Here is a 16,855-nt window from a genome sequence, read left to right on the forward strand (position 1 = left end):
TTTCTTTTCACACCCCCTACACCACCGCATTGCTCGGCGTCGGGCGGTCATGGATCTGCTGGCCGAACAGCGAGCCGACCAGTTCGACCACGGTGCGCGCGGTGAGGCCGCGGTTGTCCAGAAACGGATTGAGTTCGACCAGATCGAGCGAGCGCACCAGACCTGAATCCTGCAGCATCTCCATCACCAGATGCGCCTCGCGATAGGTCGCCCCGCCCGACACCGTGGTGCCCACACCGGGGGCCGACACCGGATCGAGGAAATCCACGTCCAGGCTGACATGGAGGATGCCGCTGCGCGCCCTCACCCGCTCGATGAATTCGCGCATCAGGACGCTGACGCCGAACTCGTCGATCCGGCGCATGTCCGCGATCCAGACATCGCGCTGCGCGAGCAGTTCCTTCTCTTTCTTGTCCACCGAGCGGAGGCCGAACAGGCCGAGCTGGCGCGTCACGATGGAGGATCGCTCACTCTGCGGCAGCAGATCGTCCAGTCCCGGCTCGCCGCACAGGAACGCGCCGGACATGCCGTGCATGTTGCCGGTGATCGTGGTCGCGGGCGTGTTGTAGTCGGCATGGGCATCGAGCCAGAGCACGAACAGCTCGCGCTCCTGCTCGTGCCAGTGCCGCGCGACGCCGTTCACCGAACCCATCGACAGCGAATGATCGCCGCCGAGAAATATCGGAATCGCGCCGGACCTCGCCATGGCGTAGGCACGCCTTGAGGTCTCGCCGATCCAGGCCTTGATCTCGCGGTAGTGCTTCGCGTTCGCCGGTGGCGCTTCATCGCTGAAGCTCAGCTCGCGCGGCGCGATGTCGCCGTGATCCTCCACCTTGAAGTCGAGGCTTTCCAAAAGCTGTGCGATCCCCGCCGTGCGCAGCGCCGCCGGGCCCATCAGCGCGCCCTTCTGCGAGGCCCCCACTTCGATGGGCACACCGAGCAGCGAAACCGTCGTCGGGTAGGCGCTTGATTCGGTCACGAGCAACCTCGCATCAGCGAATGAACCGGAAACCTGAGGCCATCTTATCGGGATTCGCCCGTTGCGATACGCGCATGCCGGATTGTGCGGGCGGGAACATAACAGCTTCGTGACCGTTGCCGTTCTTTATGAGGAGGACAAGATGGCTGAAGGCGGAAGTGGTGGAATTGGAATATTGGGCGTGATCGTGGGCGCCGTAATCGTTGTCGGCATCGGTTTCTTTTTCCTGCAGGGCGGAATGAAGGGCAAAAGCTCCGGGCCCAGCGTGACCATTACGGCGCCGGCAGCGCCCGGCAGCAAATAGCAAAAAAGCCCCGGAACAATCCGGGGCTTTTCTGTTTCCGTCATTCCGGGGCGCGAGCATCGCGAGCGAACCCTGAATCCAGAGGTTCTTTTCCAACCCATCGAGATTCCGGATCGGCCTGCTTCGCAGACCGTCCGGAATGACGGGTGGTTCTCAGTAGCGGTAGTGATCCGTCTTGTACGGGCCTTCCGGCTTCACGCCGATATAGTCGGCCTGATCCTTGCGCAGCTCCGTGAGCTTCACGCCGATCTTGGCGAGGTGAAGACGCGCGACCTTCTCGTCGAGCGACTTCGGCAGCACGTAGACTTCCTTCTTGTACTTGCCGTCCTTGTTGTTGGCGAAGAGTTCGATCTGCGCCAGCGTCTGGTTGGTGAACGACGCCGACATCACGAAGGACGGATGGCCCATCGCGTTGCCGAGGTTCACGAGGCGGCCTTCGGACAAGAGGATGATGCGCTTGCCGGAGGAGAACTCGATCTCGTCGACCTGCGGCTTGATGTTGGTCCACTTGAAGTTCTTGAGCTGCGCGACCTGAATTTCGTTGTCGAAATGGCCGATGTTGCAGACGATGGCCCGGTCCTTCATGCCGCGCATATGGTCCAGCGTGATGATGTCCTTGTTGCCGGTCGCGGTGACATAGATGTCGGCGCGCGGAAGTGCGTCCTCGATGGTGACGACTTCATAGCCTTCCATCGCCGCCTGCAGCGCGCAGATCGGATCGATTTCCGACACCAGCACGCGGCAGCCGGCCTGACGCAGCGACGCGGCAGAGCCCTTGCCGACGTCGCCGAAGCCCGCGACGAACGCGACCTTGCCCGACATCATGACGTCGGTGCCGCGGCGGATACCGTCCACCAGCGATTCACGGCAGCCATAGAGGTTGTCGAACTTCGACTTGGTGACCGAGTCGTTGACGTTGATCGCCGGCCACAGCAGCGTGCCGGCCTTCTGCATTTCATAAAGACGGTGCACGCCCGTGGTGGTTTCTTCGGAGACGCCCTTGATGCTGTCGGCGATCGCCTTGAAGTAGCCCTTCGGCTTTTCCTTGAGCTGCTTCTTGAGCAGCGCGAAGAACACTTCCTCTTCCTCGGAGCCCGGCTTGTCGAGGAACGCGGTGTCGCCGTTCTCGGCGCGCAGGCCGAGGTGGACGTACATGGTGGCGTCGCCGCCGTCATCGAGGATCATGTTCGGATGGCCGCCGCCGTGCCAGTCGAACAGCTTGGCGGTGTAGTCCCAGTAATCCTTCAGCGTCTCGCCCTTGACGGCGAACACCGGAATGCCGGCCGCCGCGATGGCGGCCGCGGCGTGATCCTGCGTCGAATAGATGTTGCACGACACCCAGCGAATGTCGGCGCCCAGTGCCTTGAGGGTCTCGATCAGCACGCCGGTCTGAATGGTCATGTGCAGCGAGCCGGCGATGCGCGCGCCCTTCAAAGGCTGCTTCGGGCCGTACTCTTCACGCGTGGCCATCAGGCCGGGCATTTCGGTCTCGGCGAGCGAGAGCTCCTTGCGGCCGAAATCGGCAAGACCGATGTCGGCGACGATGTAGTCGTTGAAGCCTGCCGGGGGCTTGGTGGTGGTGGTGCTCATTTTAACTGTCCTGGTTCCTGTGCGGGGCGCCGTTGCTGTGCCCTCTCCCCTTGTGGGAGAGGGCTGCGCGAATGGCAGCGATAAAACTCAATTGGGTGAGGGGCCGATGTCTGCGACAAGCAAACACCCCTCACCCGCCCTCGCTGTGCTCGGGCACCCTCTCCCACAAGGGGAGAGGGGAAGAAAGAATCAGACCGCCTTCTTCAGCGTGTCGGCGAGGTCGGTCTTCTCCCATGAGAAGCCGCCGTCGGCGTCCGGCGTGCGGCCGAAGTGGCCGTAAGCCGACGTGCGCGCGAAGATCGGCTTGTTGAGGTCGAGGTGCTTGCGGATGCCGCGCGGAGTCAGATCCATCGATTCCGCGACGGCCTTCTCGATCTTGTCGTCCGAGACTTTGCCGGTGCCGTGGGTGTCGATGTAGATCGACAGCGGACGCGCGACGCCGATGGCGTAAGCGAGCTGCAGCGTGCAGCGATCCGCGAGGCCAGCCGCGACGACGTTCTTGGCGACATAACGCGCCGCGTAAGCCGCCGAGCGGTCCACCTTGGTGGAGTCCTTGCCGGAGAACGCGCCGCCGCCGTGCGGAGCCGCACCGCCGTAGGTGTCGACGATGATCTTGCGGCCGGTGAGGCCTGCGTCGCCATCGGGACCGCCGATGAAGAACTTGCCGGTCGGGTTGATGTGCCAGATGGTCTTGCCGTTGATCCAGCCTTCCGGCAGCGCCTTGCGGACGTACGGCTCGACGCGCTCGCGCACCTGGTTCGAGGTCATGTCCTCGACGAGATGCTGATGCGACACGACGATCTCGCGCACGCCGACCGGCTTGCCGTTTTCGTACTGCACGGTAACCTGGCTCTTGGAGTCCGGGCCGAGCACCTTCTCGACGCCCGAGTGGCGGGCTTCCGAGATCAGGCGCAGGATCTTGTGCGCGTAATGGATCGGCGCCGGCATCAGTTCCGGCGTCTCGTTGGTGGCGTAACCGAACATGATGCCCTGGTCGCCCGCGCCCTCTTCCTTGTTGGTGCCGGGCTGAAGTGCGTCGACGCCCTGCGCGATGTCGGCCGACTGCGGATGCAGCAGGATTTCGATATCGCAGGTCTTCCAGTGGAAGCCTTCCTGCTCGTAGCCGATGTCCTTGATCGCGGCGCGCACGGTCGCTTCGATCTGCTCGTTGGTGACGGTGGCCGGTCCGCGCGTCTCGCCCGCGATCACGACCTTGTTGGTGGTGGCGAGCGTTTCGCACGCGGCGCGGATCGCCCACGGATCGATGCCGGCCTTGGGGCCTTCACGGAAAAACAGATCGACGATCTCGTCCGAAATCCGGTCGCAAACCTTGTCCGGATGACCCTCAGAAACCGATTCACTCGTGAACAGATAAGACGCGCGCATCAACCAATCCCTTCCAGATGGGCCGCGGTCGGCCCGTTTTGAATTTTCAGAACCCCGGTTTCAGAACCAGGGCTCCATCTTCACTTGACGTGCTTTCATGACGCGAACGATCACCGCTCCGTTTTTGAAAACACCATGAACTCTTTCAATCGCGACGCCGGGAGATGACGTAGGATTCGTCGTAGAACCAGAGACCGTTATGCTTGCGCAGCACGTCCCTGGTGGCGTCGAGATAACGGCCGCTCTGCGTGACTTCGTCCAGGCGGTCGTCTTCGACCTGAGCGACATACACCGCCGCATTCCATGCTGCAAAGGCCGTCGAGGTCCCGATGGGCCCTGTTACCTCGTTGGGCAGCGCTTCCATATCGTACCGGAAAATAGAGCGGTTATCCGCGTAAGCGTTAAAGTTGAGATCGCGGCCGGCCGATCCCAGCTCGTATTTCACGGCGCGCAGTAACTCATGGCGGCTGACCGCGAAAGGGTTTTCTCCCGGCCACACCGACTGCACAATTTCCATGCCGGGATCGTGACCGTAGGAGTGAATCCCGATCAGCCGTCCGCCGGCGCGCAGCGCGCGGGCCAATGGCGCAACAATCTTCTTGGCGCGGAAGTTCAGCGACGATCTCGCCCGGTAAGGCTGCGAGGCGATCACCAGATCGAAATTGGCCTCCACCCGCCCTGCCCGCGGAATCATCGCATCCAGCAGGAACCGGTGATCCTCGCGGTAAATCACAAGCGCGATCGGCCGCTCATAGACCGGCATGCCCGAACGGGCGCTGACGCTGGCGCGCCAGTTTTCTTCCAGAAACGGCTGCAAATCCGCGATCTGCGTCTCGAATTCGCCGGACGAGGAGCCGCGCAGCGCGACCTCGCGCCAGATCATCGCCGCCGCAGCGGTCGGCGATTTCGGCGCCAGCCACGGCGCCTCGGCGTAATTCATGTTGGTCAGAACGAACACTGTTGCCGGATGCTCGAACAGGCGGTCCGGCACCTTGTTCAGGGTAAGCCGCACGTCCTCAAGGCTGATTTCCTTGCCGGCGATATAGAACGGCATGTTCGGAAACCGGCTGTGCATCGCGCGCATCACCCGCGCCAGCACTGTCCCGTCGCCCACCCCTGCGTCGAAAACACGCAATGCGGGCGGCCTGGGATGGATGCTCCCCAACTCCAGCGCCACGCGATCGGCGATCACCCGCTTTTCCGAGCAGGTGTGGACGAACAGCAGATATTTCTGCCGATTCTCGAAAAACCGGAAATTGCCGGTGGGATCGCGCTTCTCGATCGGCGGTTCCGGCACGCTCACGACCGGCACGCCGTCCCCAAGAAAAGCTCTAATCCGCTCCAGTGTGTCGACGGTGATGCGCTTGCCCTCGCGCAGCCGGTGCACCAGCTTGCCGTCGTTCACCGCGCGGCGGCCGAACGTCGATTCCGCCATACCTGCCTGACGGCAGTATTCGGAGATCTGAGCCAGGAGCTGGTCGTTTTTCATCAGACCGGTGGGCAGCGTTCGGGTGGGCCAGAATTTGTGGGCAGAACGAATTCGTACCGAGTCTCCTACCATCATCTGCCCACGATTGAAACCGCCATTCCGGAAAATCACCGCCTTTAAATCAGCCCTATCCGCGCCCACCCGAACGGGGATACCTGTCCTCGCGGAACATAAATCCCATCATTCCAGGGCCGATATCCATGTTGCAGAAACTCGCTGCGTCCGCGCTTCTTGTCTGTGTGCTCGCCTGTGGTGCGGCCGCCGACCCTGCAACACCGACAGGCAAGTGGCTGGCGGAAGACATCGATGGCGGCGGCGTGATCGACCGGCTGCAAACGACACTGGAGATTCGCGACGACGGCATCGTCACCGGCATGGGTGGCTGCAACCGTTATGCGGGCTCAGTGACGGTCAGCGGCAACACGATCAAGTTTCTGCCGATGGCCTCGACGCGCATGGCGTGCTCGGCCGCGGTGATGAGACAGGAAGCGAAATTCCACAGCACGCTTGAGAAAGTCAGAACGTGGCGCATCGATCAGGCGCAGCGGAAACTTCTGCTGCTCGATGGCCAGGGCTTCGACCTGATGCGCCTCACCAGGATGGACTAGCGCAACGGCCTGCGTTGCGCCGCCTCAACCAAAAGCCTCTTCCCTCGACCATGACTCAGATCAACATCAGTCACTTTGGCCTTGCCAAGTTCCATCCCTGTGCAAGGATGGAACTTCGGCATGCCGATAGTTACGATCCATGTCTGCATGTGTTGACCACAATGGTCGCGAGAGGAGACTGCCTTGAGCGAGTCACTTCACCCTGCGGCGCCCCATCACCTCCCCGGCTTCATCACCGCTCCCGGTGACACCGACATTCTTATGGTCGTGGTCGGAATCATTTTGCTCGCCTCGGTCCTGTTCGTCGGCAACATCTACCTGAAAATACATTCGCTCCCCGAGCGGATGGCGCACAAATCGCAGAAGCTGCAGTTCGAGATCGTGGCCGTGCTCTGCCTGCTTGCGCTGTTCACCCACAATCACCTGTTCTGGGTGATCGCCCTGCTTCTTGCGCTGGTCGACCTGCCCGATTTCAGTACGCCGCTGCGCAGCATCGCGGGCTCCGTCCAGAAAATGGCTGGTATTCCGCCGGACCCCGATCCATCCGAACCGCTGAACGAAGTGACAGCTCACGGCGCTGCCCCGGACGCACCCGGCAAAGCCAGGGACGCAGCAGCCAAGCGTGTGGAGTCGCACCATGCTTGAGCTGATCCTCTGCTCCATTCTGACGATCCTTCCCGATTATCTTTATCGGCGCTATGCGCAGGGCAAGCGGATCGGCAAGGAGATCACGCTGTTCTCCGTCTGGTACGAACTGCGATGGGGCATCACCGCATGCGTGATGCTGACGGTCTCGCTCATCACCGTCATTTTCTATTTCCATCCGTCCACCACCAGCGCCACCCTGTACTACAGGACGGTCCCGCTCGTTCCCGAGACAATCGGGCGCGTCGCGGAGGTCAACGTCGATTTCAGCGCGCCGGTCAAGAAGGGCGACGTCATCTTCAGACTGGACAGTTCAAAGCAGGAAGCCGCGGTGAAAACCGCACAGCGCAAGATCGCCGAGGTCGATGCGCAGATGGTCGCCGCGCAATCGGAGGTGGTGAAAGCCGACGCCCAGATTCAGGAAGCGAAAAGTTCGCTGCAGCAGGCCACCGATGAACTCGAGGTCAAGCGCGAACTGCAACGGCGCAATCCCGGCATCGTCCCGCAGCGCGATATCGAAAAGCTCGAAGTGGTGGTGACGGGGCGACAGGGCACGCTCGACGCCGTGACGGCAGCAAAGCAATCCGCCGTGATCCGCACCACAACATTGTTGCCGGCGGAGCGGGACAGCGCGGAAGCCGCTCTCGCCCAGGCACAGGTCGACCTCGACAAGACCAGCATACGGGCCGGCGTGGACGGGCGTGTCGAGCAGTTCCTGTTGCGGCCGGGTGACCTCGTCAATCCGATGATCCGCTCGGCCGGTATCCTCATTCCCGAGGGCGCAGGACGGCAAGCTCTTGCTGCCGGATTTGGACAGATCGAAGCCCAGGTGATGAAAGTCGGCATGGTGGCGGAAGCGACCTGCATTTCAAAACCATGGGCCATCATCCCGATGGTGATTACGAGCGTGCAGGATTACATCGCCGCCGGCCAGTTCCGTGGCGGCGAACTCCTGCTCGAAGCCCAGCAGACGCTGCGTCCGGGTTCAATTCTGGTCCTGATGGAGCCGATCTACAAAGGCGGCCTTGATGGCGTGACGCCGGGCAGCAGTTGCATCGCCAACGCCTACACCAGCAACCACGACCTGATCGACGCCAAGACCACCAGTTCGGGCCTGCGCATCTGGCTCCACGCGGTCGATGCGGTCGGCATCGTGCATGCGATGCTGCTGCGGATTCAGGCGCTGCTGCTGCCGGTCAAGACGCTGGTACTGAGCGGACACTGAACCTTCAACACGAAGCCTGCGTTGCTCTCAGCCGGCAACGCGAAGACCGACATCGCGCGGCGCAGCACCCTCTTCGTCCGTTTTGCTCCGCGGCTGCGCGAGGTCGAGGCAATACTTCGCGGCCGTGCTGAGACTCGTGGCGATCGCATCGGCCTGAACGGTATCCTTCGTTATGGCGGAGTTCTCGGCCATCCAGTAGCAGACGAGGATCCTGGCTTCGGGCATCTTGCGCCGCAGCTTGCGCACGACATGGCGCGTATAGGACGGACTTCCATCATCCAGCGCAGAGATACAGACAAGCGCGACGCCTTCGCCATCGAGGCGGAAAATTCCGCTGCTTGAGATGTCTTCCTTTTTTGCCACGCGCGCGCCAAGCCCGTGTTTCGACAGGATTTGCGTGAGTATCCGCGCGGCAGCTTCGTCGAGGTCCGTGCGCTCGGCGACGCACAGCACAGGATGCTCCGCCTGCCATGCGGCGGGGAGACCTTCGCGGATCACAAAGGGCAATTCGGGCATGGGCACCGATGCCTCGATCGCGGCTTCGGCTTCCGCATCAACCGTATTGCCCTCGCGCGCGTCATCGCGCTCGTCGGCCAGATCGTCGATCAATTCGATGACGCTGTCGCGAATTTCAGTAAGGCGGGCGGCCGGCAGTCGATCCCGCTTCAGATCCTTCTGAGCGAGTTTCAGACCCTTCAGCGCGACCTCCTCGTAGTATTCCGAGAGCGTGCGTTCCTTCAGATATTCCTCGGCCTTCTCGACGGCTTCGCCCGGATCGTCGGCGAGCATGCGCTGGTAGAAAATCTCAGGAGGCGAGAGTGCCGGCCGATCTCCCAGCAAGATGTCGAAAAACTTCAGGCTTTCCACATGGTGACCCAGCACCACGAGGCATACCGTCATCGGCGTCGCCAGCACGAGACCAATCGGCCCCCACAGCGCGGTCCAGAATGTTGCCGATACCACCACCGCAAAGGGCGAGAGGCCGCTGCTGCGGCCGAACAGCATCGGCTCGATGACATGACCAACCAGCACGTCGGTGATGATGATCAGCCCGACAGTCCATACCAGCATCGACCAGCCGGGATCGACGGCGATCGCGAGCGTGAGGGGAAAGAAGGCCGCCACGAATGCACCGATATACGGCACGAAGCGCATGATGCCGGCAAGAATGCCCCAGAGAATGGCGCTAGGCACGCCGATAATGGAAAGACCTAGCCCGATCACGATGCCGAAGACCGTGTTCAATCCGAGTTGCGACAAAAACAGGCGGCTGAGGCGGCCTGTGGCATCGCTAATGGCGGACGTTGCGGCCTGCAGATCATTCGCCCCGGCAAGTTTGATCAAGCGATTTCGCAGATCCTCACGCTGAAACAGAATGAACACGACGAAGATCACGACCACGCCAACCGTCGCCAACGGGTGCAGCAATGGCGAGATCAGCGATGCAATGTTTTCAAGCGCGGTTGGCGGCGGCGTCCGCACCTCGACCGGAATGGGCTTCGTTTGATCCGGCTGCGGGACCGGGCGTGGAGTTTCGACGCTATCGGCCTCGGGCCTGTTCAATTCCTTGCCGAGATCCTGCAAGACGCCCGCTGCGCGCTCCAGCGGACCCACCGAGGTGACGCTGCGCAGCGATGAAATCTTACGCTGCATGGTCTGCTGATAGCCCGGCAAGCCTTCGGCCAGTTGCGTGAGCTGCGAAGCGATCACGCTCCCCAGAGCGAAGATCGCGAGAAAGGCTGCGACCACGACGATGGGCACCGCTGCGCTGCGCGGCACGCGCCAGCTCTCGAGGCGCTCCACCAGCGGCGTCAAAACAAAGCTAAGGAGAATGGCAAGCGCAATGGGGACGAAGATTTCGCGGCCCACGTAGAGACCGGTGATGATGAGCGCGGCAATAATCGCGGAGGAGACGCCCGGCCCCCGCGGCGCTGGAGTCACGTCCGGCCGCACAATCCTGTCAGCGATGTTCAATATCATGTTCCCTTGCCGCAAGCGGCGCATCTGCCCGCAGGTCAACGGCGCGCGGCCGAAAACGTTCCGGGACAGCGGGCTGGACGTGTGGTGTGACGGCCCAGAGTGCGCCGTCTTCCGGGGGGCGTCGTGCGGACAGTCCTTATAACGGCGTTAATGCCTCAAGGGCCCCGCCCGTCAGGATGTGCCCCACACCTCGGTCGCGACATCGGCGACCAGGCGCAGTTTCGCCCACTGCTCGTCCTCGGTGAGGATATTGCCCTCTTCCGTCGAGGCGAAGCCGCATTGCGGCGAAAGCGCAAGCTGCTCGAGCGGGACAAGCTTCGCCGCCTCCATCACGCGCTGCCGGATGTCGCTCCTGGTCTCCAGCGCGCCGGTCTTCGACGTGACAAGACCGAGCACGACGATCTTGTTGCCCTTCGGCAGGAAGCGCAGCGGCTCGAATCCGCCCGCGCGGTCGGTATCGTATTCGAGGAAATAGCCGTCGTAGTTGACGCGCGACAGCAGCGTTTCGGCCACCGGCTCGTAACCGCCGGATGAAATCCAGGTCGAGCGGAAATTGCCGCGGCAGACATGCGTGGTGATGGTCATGTCGGCGGGGCGCTCGGCAATCGCGTAGTTGATGACGCGCGCATAGACCGCCGGGAGCGCATCGGGGTCCTCGCCGCGCCCGCGCAGCTTTGCCCGCTGGTCCTCGGAGCAGAGATAGCCCCACACCGTGTCGTCGAATTGCAGATAGCGGCAGCCCGCGTCGTAGAACGCCTGCACGGCCTTGCGATAGGTTTTAGCCAGGTCGATGAAGAAGTCATCGATCTGCGGATAGGCCTCCTGCGAAATTGCGCTCCGGCCGCCGCGATAATGCAGCAGCGACGGCGATGGAATCGTCATCTTCGGCATAATGCCGGCGAGATCGCACTTGTCCTTGAGCAGCTTGAAATGCCCGATCATCGGATGGCTGGCCGGGAAATCGAGCTTGCCGGTGACGCGGATGCTTTCGCCGCGCGTCGTCATCCCGTTGAACTGGATGCCATCGGTCTTGTGAAGCTCGCAGCCGGCAAGGTGCTTCAGAAAATCGAAATGCCACCACGAGCGGCGAAGCTCGCCGTCGGTCGCGAGCCGCAGACCGCTCTGCTTCTGCTTCTGGACGATCTTGCCGATTTCGAGCGACTCGACGCGCTGCAATTCGGCGGCCGTGATCTCGCCGCGGGCGAACCGTGCGCGCGCATCCTTGACCCGTTGCGGCCGCAGCAGGCTGCCGACATGGTCAGCGCGAAACGGCGGCTTCGGCCTTTGCATCATGTTCTCCGGGTCGACTCATGCGCCTCTTTTTGCAGCGCTCACTACCACAATCGGGTTAGCAAGACCGAGCAACTTTTCCGCATTGCGGCCAGCCCCCTCCATTCCGATGATACCGCGGGGACGGCCCGCAGGAACGAAACCCGGACGGAATGGTTGGTTTCCGAGGCATGGGAGACTTCCACATGACCAAATCCGACTTCCTTCGCATTCCCCACAACGCGTACGTCATTGTGGGCGATGGCCGCAAAGCCCTTTTCCTGCGCAACGAAGGCAACGGAGCCGAGCCCCGTCTGAAAACCGAGCAGGTTTTTCAGAACGACAATCCGCCGACGCGCGACCAGGGATCGGGCCCGCCGGGGCGCAGCTTCCAGAGCGTCGGCAGCAGCCGCAGCTCGGTCGAACAGACCGACTGGCATGAGATCGGGGAGCAGCGATTTGCCCGAACCATCGCGGACGCGCTGGAGGCTCTGGCGCGAGATCGCGACATCCCGGGCTTCGTCATCGTTGCCCCGCCGCGCGCACTTGCGGATTTGCGCCGCGCACTCGACGCCCATGTGAGAGCCCGCATCATCGCCGAAATCGACAAGGATCTGACCAGCCATCCGCTCGCAGACATCGAGCGGCACCTGACGGCGGCATAGCAATCAGTCCGTGAACACCACGGTCTTGCGCCCGTTGAGGATCACGCGGTCTTCAAGGTGATAGCGGATCGCGCGGGCGAGCACGCGGCGCTCGATGTCCGCGCCCTTGCGGACAAGGTCTTCCGGCGAGTCGCGGTGGCTGATGCGCTCGATATCCTGTTCGATGATCGGGCCTTCGTCGAGATCGCTGGTGACGTAATGCGCGGTTGCGCCGATCAATTTGACCCCGCGCTCATGCGCCTGATGGTAGGGCTTGGCGCCCTTGAACCCCGGCAGGAACGAGTGGTGAATGTTGATGCAGCGGCCCGACAGCTTGCCCGCGAAATCCTCCGACAGCACCTGCATGTAGCGCGCAAGCACCACGAGATCGGTCTTGGTGTCCTGGATGATTTTCCAGACCGCGCCTTCCTGCTCGTCCTTGGTCGCGCGCGTCACCGGCAAATGATGAAACGGGATGCCTGCGAAATCGAGCCCGGCATAGGTTTCCAGCGGATGGTTCGAGACGATCGCGGTCGGGGTCATCGGCAGTTCGCCGCGCCGCCAGCGATAGAGAATGTCGGCAAGGCAGTGATCGAACTTCGACACCATCAGCATCACACGCTGCTGCACGGCGCGGTCGCGCAACTGCCAGACCATGTCGAATGGCTTCGCCATTACGCCGAACCCGGCCTGAAGCGTCGGCAGATCGGCCTTCGCGGCAGGCGAATCGAAGCTCACCCGCATGAAGAACCTGCCGGTCTCGGTGTCGCTGTATTGCTGGGCGTCGAGAATGTTCTGCCCGTTGGCGAACAGGAAGGTGGAGACCGCCGACACGATGCCGGGACGGTCCGGGCAGGACAGGGTCAGGACGAATTGCTGTGCGGACATGGGATGAATCTTGGGAAACACGGTCTGGAGGGTGGAACGTGGCCCCTCCTCTAGCACCCGCGCCGAACTTTGGCCAATGGTGGTGATCGCGGCAGAACAGGAATCGCGCCACACATTCGATGTCGTCCCCGCGAAAGCGGGGACCCATAACCACAGGACGCGGTGATGTCGAAGGACGATTGTCCCAGCCAATCGTACAAAAACTGACCGCTCAGGGAGTATGGGTCCCGGCCTTCGCCGGGACGACGGTGATATATCGCGGCAAAACAGCCTTTCACCCGATGACGGAGCGGCCTAAATTGACCCATCACAGGACATTTCTGAAAGACATCCATGCCCGGCAGGCTTGAAGGTTACCGCATCCTGATTCTGGAAACGCGTGAGGAAGCGCAGTTTTCGCGGCTGCTGCAGGAACAGGGCGCCGACGTGCTGCAATGCCCGATGTTCACCATTCATGACGCGCCGGACCCTGCCCCGGTCGAGGCCTGGATCAGGCTGTTCATCGCCAAACCATTCGACGATCTGGTGCTGATGACCGGCGAAGGCCTGCGCCGCATGATGAAGGTCGCGAAGCGCATCGGCGTCGATCAGGATTTCATCGCGGCCATTGCGAAATCGAAACGATATGCGCGCGGCCCGAAGCCGGTTCGTGCGCTGCGCGAGATCGGCCTTGAAGCGAATCTGCAGACCGAGACGCCGACGTCGGAAGGCGTCGCCGCCATGCTGGCGCAGCAGGACCTGAAGGGCCACCGCGTCGGGCTTCAGCTTTATCCGGACAAGGATCACAGCAAGCTGATCAGCGCGATCACCTCATACGGCGCGACCGTCGAAACCGTGCTGCCCTACATCTATGACGCACAGGCCGCCGACACCAACATCGTCGAAGCCATTGGCGAGATGGCGGAGCGCCGCGTCGATGCCATCGCGCTCACGAGTTCGGGTCAGGTGCGCCGGCTGATCGACGTGGCGCGCGCGCATGGATGCGAGGACAGATTGCGCGCTGGTCTTGCGCAGACACCGGTGGCGTCGGTCGGCCCCGTGGTGTCGGATGAGCTGAAAGCCTACGGCTTGGACACCGACATCTATCCCGCCAATGAGTCGTTCTTCATGAAGCCGCTGATCAGCGCGATGGCGCTTGAACTCAACAAGGCGCCGCCGCGGGCGGCGAAGAACAACGGATAATCCGAAAACTCTGATGCAGGCGCGTCATTGCGAGGAGCGAGAGCGACGAAGCAATCCAGCTTCTCTCTCAGGAGTGGATTGCTTCGCTTCGCTCGCAATGACAACAAAACCTCCGATTGAGCTTTTCACCAAGATCAGGCACCCTGCAAAAAAACAAAGCCAATAAAAGACAGGGATCAAATGTCCTCTCTCCCCCTCTCCTCCCTCCGCATCGTTGAACTCGGATCGGGCGATACGCTCGGCTATTGCGGCAAGCTGTTCGCGGATTTCGGCGCGGAGGTCATCAAGATCGAGCCGCAGGGCGGCGATCCGGGCCGCCGCATTCCGCCGCTGGCAGACGTGGGCGAAGGCAGGCGCGAGAGCCTCACCTTCGCGTGGCTGAACACCAACAAGAAAAGTATCATCGCCGATCCTGAAACGGCCGACGGTGCGAGCCGGATTCTCGACCTGCTCGCCGGCGCCGATCTGCTGCTCGACGCGCGGCATCCCGACGAGATCAAGGCATCGCTGATCTCGCACGACCGCCTGCGCAAGGCCGATCCCGGACTCGCGATCACCGCGATCTCATGGTTCGGCGAACACGGCCCCTATCGCAATTATCTCGCCACCGATTCCGTGTGCCGCAGCCTCGCTGGGCTGGTGAAGCTGGTCGGCCCGGTCGAGGGCCCGCCCGTGCTGCCGCGCGACGGACAGATCGGCGTGGTCGGCGGACTGACCGCGTTCATTCCAACCCTCGCCGGGCTTTACGGCTACGGACATGGCGCGCGCCGCTTCGCCGTCAATAATCTCGAAGCCATGCTTCACATCAGCGAGTTCGACACCGGACTTGCGCTTGAGTCAGGCTTCACGCGTCCGCGCGCCGGCATCAACCGGTTCGGCCGCGGCTATCCGTCCGGCAACTTCGTCACCAAGCATGGCTGGCTCGGCGTCACCGTGGTCACGCCCGCGCAGTGGGTCGGATTCTGCACCATGCTCGACATGCCCGAGCTTGGCGCCGATCCGAAATATTCGGCGACCATCGGCCGCTTCATGCATGCGGACGAGCTGAAAGCAATCATCACGCCGGCGCTGCTGAAGAAGACCGCGCTCGAGTGGTTCGAGATGGGCATCGAGCTTCGGCTTCCGCTCGCGGTGGTGCCCGACATGAAGGAACTGCTCGAACAGGATGTGTATCGCGTGCGCGGCGCATTCGGGGCGGTCGAGATCGGCACGGCGTCGTTCGAGGGCCCGGTGCTTCCGCAATATCTGACACGCTCACGGCCGAAACCCAATGGCCGCGCGCCGCTGGCCGGGGCGGACGACAAGGCCGCCCTGCCCGCGCATCGGCGCAAGGCGACGCGCGCCGCGACACCACAGGATGCGCTGCCGCTGAAGGGCCTGCGCATCATCGATCTCACCATGGGCTGGGCCGGGCCGACCGCGACGCGCCAGATGGGCGATCTCGGCGCGGACATTATTAAAGTGGAGTCCTGCCAGTATCCGGACTGGTTCCGCGGCACCGACACGCGCCCGCCCTATCATGAGGAGCGGACCTACGAGAAGACCTACTGGTTCCAGATGAACAACCGCAACAAGCGCGGCATCACGCTGGACCTGACCACCGAAGCCGGTCTCTCGTTGCTCAAGCGCCTGATGAAGGACGCCGATGCAGTGATCGACAATTACGCCGCCGATGTGATGCCGCGCCTTGGCCTTGGTGTCGAAGACATTCTCAAGATCAATCCGCGTCTTGTGGTCGTGACCATGCCCGCCTTCGGCATGACGGGAAAGTGGAGCGGCGTGCGCGCCTATGGCTCGACACTCGAACAGGCATCAGGTTTGCCATCGGTCACCGGTGGCCCGGACGATCCGCCGGTCATGCTGCATGCGGCGATCGGCGATCCCATCGGCGGCCTGAATGCTGCCGCTGCGCTGCTGCTGGGCTTCATGCAGCAGCGGACAACCGGCGAAGGCCAGCACATCGATCTGAGCCAGGTCGAGTGCATGCTGCCGATGGTCGCTCCGTCGATTCTTGAACAGTCCGCGACCGGCGCGACGAGCCCGCGTATCGGCAACCGCCATCCGCAATATGTGCCGAACGGATGTTTTCCCACGCTCGGCATCGATCAGTGGATCACGATCGCGGTGCGCAGCGATGACGAGTGGAAAGCGCTGTGCGGCGTGATGCGGCGCGCGGATCTGGCGGGCGATTCCAGGCTCGCGACTGTCGAAGGCCGGCGCGAACACGAAGATTCCATCGAGGTCGCGATCCGGCACTGGCTCGCCGACGTGCGCCCCGATATCGCGATGGTGACATTGCAGAAGGCCGGCATTCCCGCGGGCATCGCCAAGCTGCCGCAGGATCTCGCCAGCGATCCGCATCTGCTCAAGACCGGCCACTGGCAGCCGAGCGACCGGCCCTTCATGGGTCCGCACCTGTTGCCGTCGGTCGCCTATCGCGAGGGCGACAGCGAGTTGCCCTACGCCATCGTGAACGTGGCGCCGACGCTCGGCCAGCACAATCACGAGGTGCTGCGCGAGGTGCTGGGACTTAGCGATGCCGAGATCGCCGAGCTGGAGCGCAGCGAGATCATCGGCACCGAGGCGACCTTGCCGAAACCGAAGACAAAAAAGAACGACGGCAAGACCGCGAGTGCGGCGAGTTAATTCCTCAAGCGCGTCATTCC

The 16,855-nt window shown here is 62.6% G+C and carries 14 protein-coding genes; 6 read left to right on the top strand and 8 right to left on the bottom strand.

Annotated elements, in window-relative coordinates:
• Positions 1-16: 16 nt before the first annotated feature.
• From rocF to AC1RM7_RS07700, 5 genes are all read right to left on the bottom strand, one after another.
• Complete coding sequence (gene rocF, locus AC1RM7_RS07680; RefSeq protein WP_034460930.1) at positions 17-979, bottom strand: arginase; 963 nt, start codon at positions 977-979, stop codon at positions 17-19.
• Positions 980-992: 13 nt separating this feature from the next.
• Complete coding sequence (locus AC1RM7_RS07685) at positions 993-1,379, bottom strand: hypothetical protein (protein ID WP_152544171.1); 387 nt, start codon at positions 1,377-1,379, stop codon at positions 993-995.
• A 57-nt stretch (positions 1,380-1,436) separates the two neighbouring features.
• On the bottom strand, positions 1,437-2,873 hold the full coding sequence (gene ahcY / locus AC1RM7_RS07690) for an adenosylhomocysteinase (RefSeq protein WP_024920785.1): 1,437 nt from the start codon (positions 2,871-2,873) through the stop codon (positions 1,437-1,439).
• 189 nt (positions 2,874-3,062) lie between these two features.
• Complete coding sequence (gene metK, locus AC1RM7_RS07695) at positions 3,063-4,259, bottom strand: methionine adenosyltransferase (protein ID WP_006021553.1); 1,197 nt, start codon at positions 4,257-4,259, stop codon at positions 3,063-3,065.
• 145 nt (positions 4,260-4,404) lie between these two features.
• Positions 4,405-5,748 carry a hypothetical protein gene (locus AC1RM7_RS07700; protein ID WP_006021554.1) on the bottom strand — a complete coding sequence of 448 codons (1,344 nt, stop codon included), beginning with the start codon at positions 5,746-5,748 and terminating at the stop codon, positions 4,405-4,407.
• Between the two features lie 200 nt (positions 5,749-5,948).
• Between AC1RM7_RS07700 and AC1RM7_RS07705 the strand changes: the two genes are divergently transcribed.
• The 3 genes from AC1RM7_RS07705 (at position 5,949) to AC1RM7_RS07715 (ending at position 8,226) form a co-directional block, all read left to right on the top strand.
• Entirely contained in the window at positions 5,949-6,356 is a 408-nt protein-coding gene (locus tag AC1RM7_RS07705) for an META domain-containing protein (RefSeq protein WP_024920786.1), read from the top strand.
• 183 nt (positions 6,357-6,539) lie between these two features.
• Complete coding sequence (locus AC1RM7_RS07710) at positions 6,540-7,001, top strand: hypothetical protein (protein ID WP_024920787.1); 462 nt, start codon at positions 6,540-6,542, stop codon at positions 6,999-7,001.
• A complete protein-coding gene (locus tag AC1RM7_RS07715; RefSeq protein WP_024920788.1) occupies positions 6,994-8,226 on the top strand; it encodes an HlyD family secretion protein in 1,233 nt (410 codons plus the stop codon). The genes AC1RM7_RS07710 and AC1RM7_RS07715 overlap by 8 nt, the downstream gene beginning before the upstream one ends.
• Before the next feature lie 27 nt (positions 8,227-8,253).
• On the opposite strand, the gene AC1RM7_RS07720 is transcribed toward AC1RM7_RS07715, so the two are convergent.
• Together AC1RM7_RS07720 and AC1RM7_RS07725 are read right to left on the bottom strand one after the other, a co-directional pair.
• Positions 8,254-10,200, bottom strand: coding sequence for an AI-2E family transporter (locus AC1RM7_RS07720; protein WP_051472521.1), 1,947 nt, complete (start codon positions 10,198-10,200; stop codon positions 8,254-8,256).
• A 177-nt stretch (positions 10,201-10,377) separates the two neighbouring features.
• Entirely contained in the window at positions 10,378-11,496 is a 1,119-nt protein-coding gene (locus tag AC1RM7_RS07725) for a cobalamin-independent methionine synthase II family protein (protein WP_024920790.1), read from the bottom strand.
• Positions 11,497-11,681: 185 nt separating this feature from the next.
• On the opposite strand from AC1RM7_RS07725, the gene AC1RM7_RS07730 reads away from it, so the two are divergent.
• The gene (locus tag AC1RM7_RS07730) at positions 11,682-12,140 is read left to right on the top strand and encodes a baeRF12 domain-containing protein (protein WP_024920791.1); all 459 of its coding nucleotides are present in this window, start codon (positions 11,682-11,684) and stop codon (positions 12,138-12,140) included.
• A 3-nt stretch (positions 12,141-12,143) separates the two neighbouring features.
• On the opposite strand, the gene purU is transcribed toward AC1RM7_RS07730, so the two are convergent.
• The gene (purU, locus tag AC1RM7_RS07735; RefSeq protein ID WP_024920792.1) at positions 12,144-13,007 is read right to left on the bottom strand and encodes a formyltetrahydrofolate deformylase; all 864 of its coding nucleotides are present in this window, start codon (positions 13,005-13,007) and stop codon (positions 12,144-12,146) included.
• Between the two features lie 333 nt (positions 13,008-13,340).
• On the opposite strand from purU, the gene AC1RM7_RS07740 reads away from it, so the two are divergent.
• Complete coding sequence (locus tag AC1RM7_RS07740; RefSeq protein WP_024920793.1) at positions 13,341-14,189, top strand: uroporphyrinogen-III synthase; 849 nt, start codon at positions 13,341-13,343, stop codon at positions 14,187-14,189.
• 180 nt (positions 14,190-14,369) lie between these two features.
• Entirely contained in the window at positions 14,370-16,835 is a 2,466-nt protein-coding gene (locus AC1RM7_RS07745) for a CaiB/BaiF CoA-transferase family protein (protein WP_024920794.1), read from the top strand.
• Positions 16,836-16,855: the final 20 nt, after the last annotated feature.

This window comes from Afipia sp. GW822-FHT03D08 (assembly GCF_058801645.1).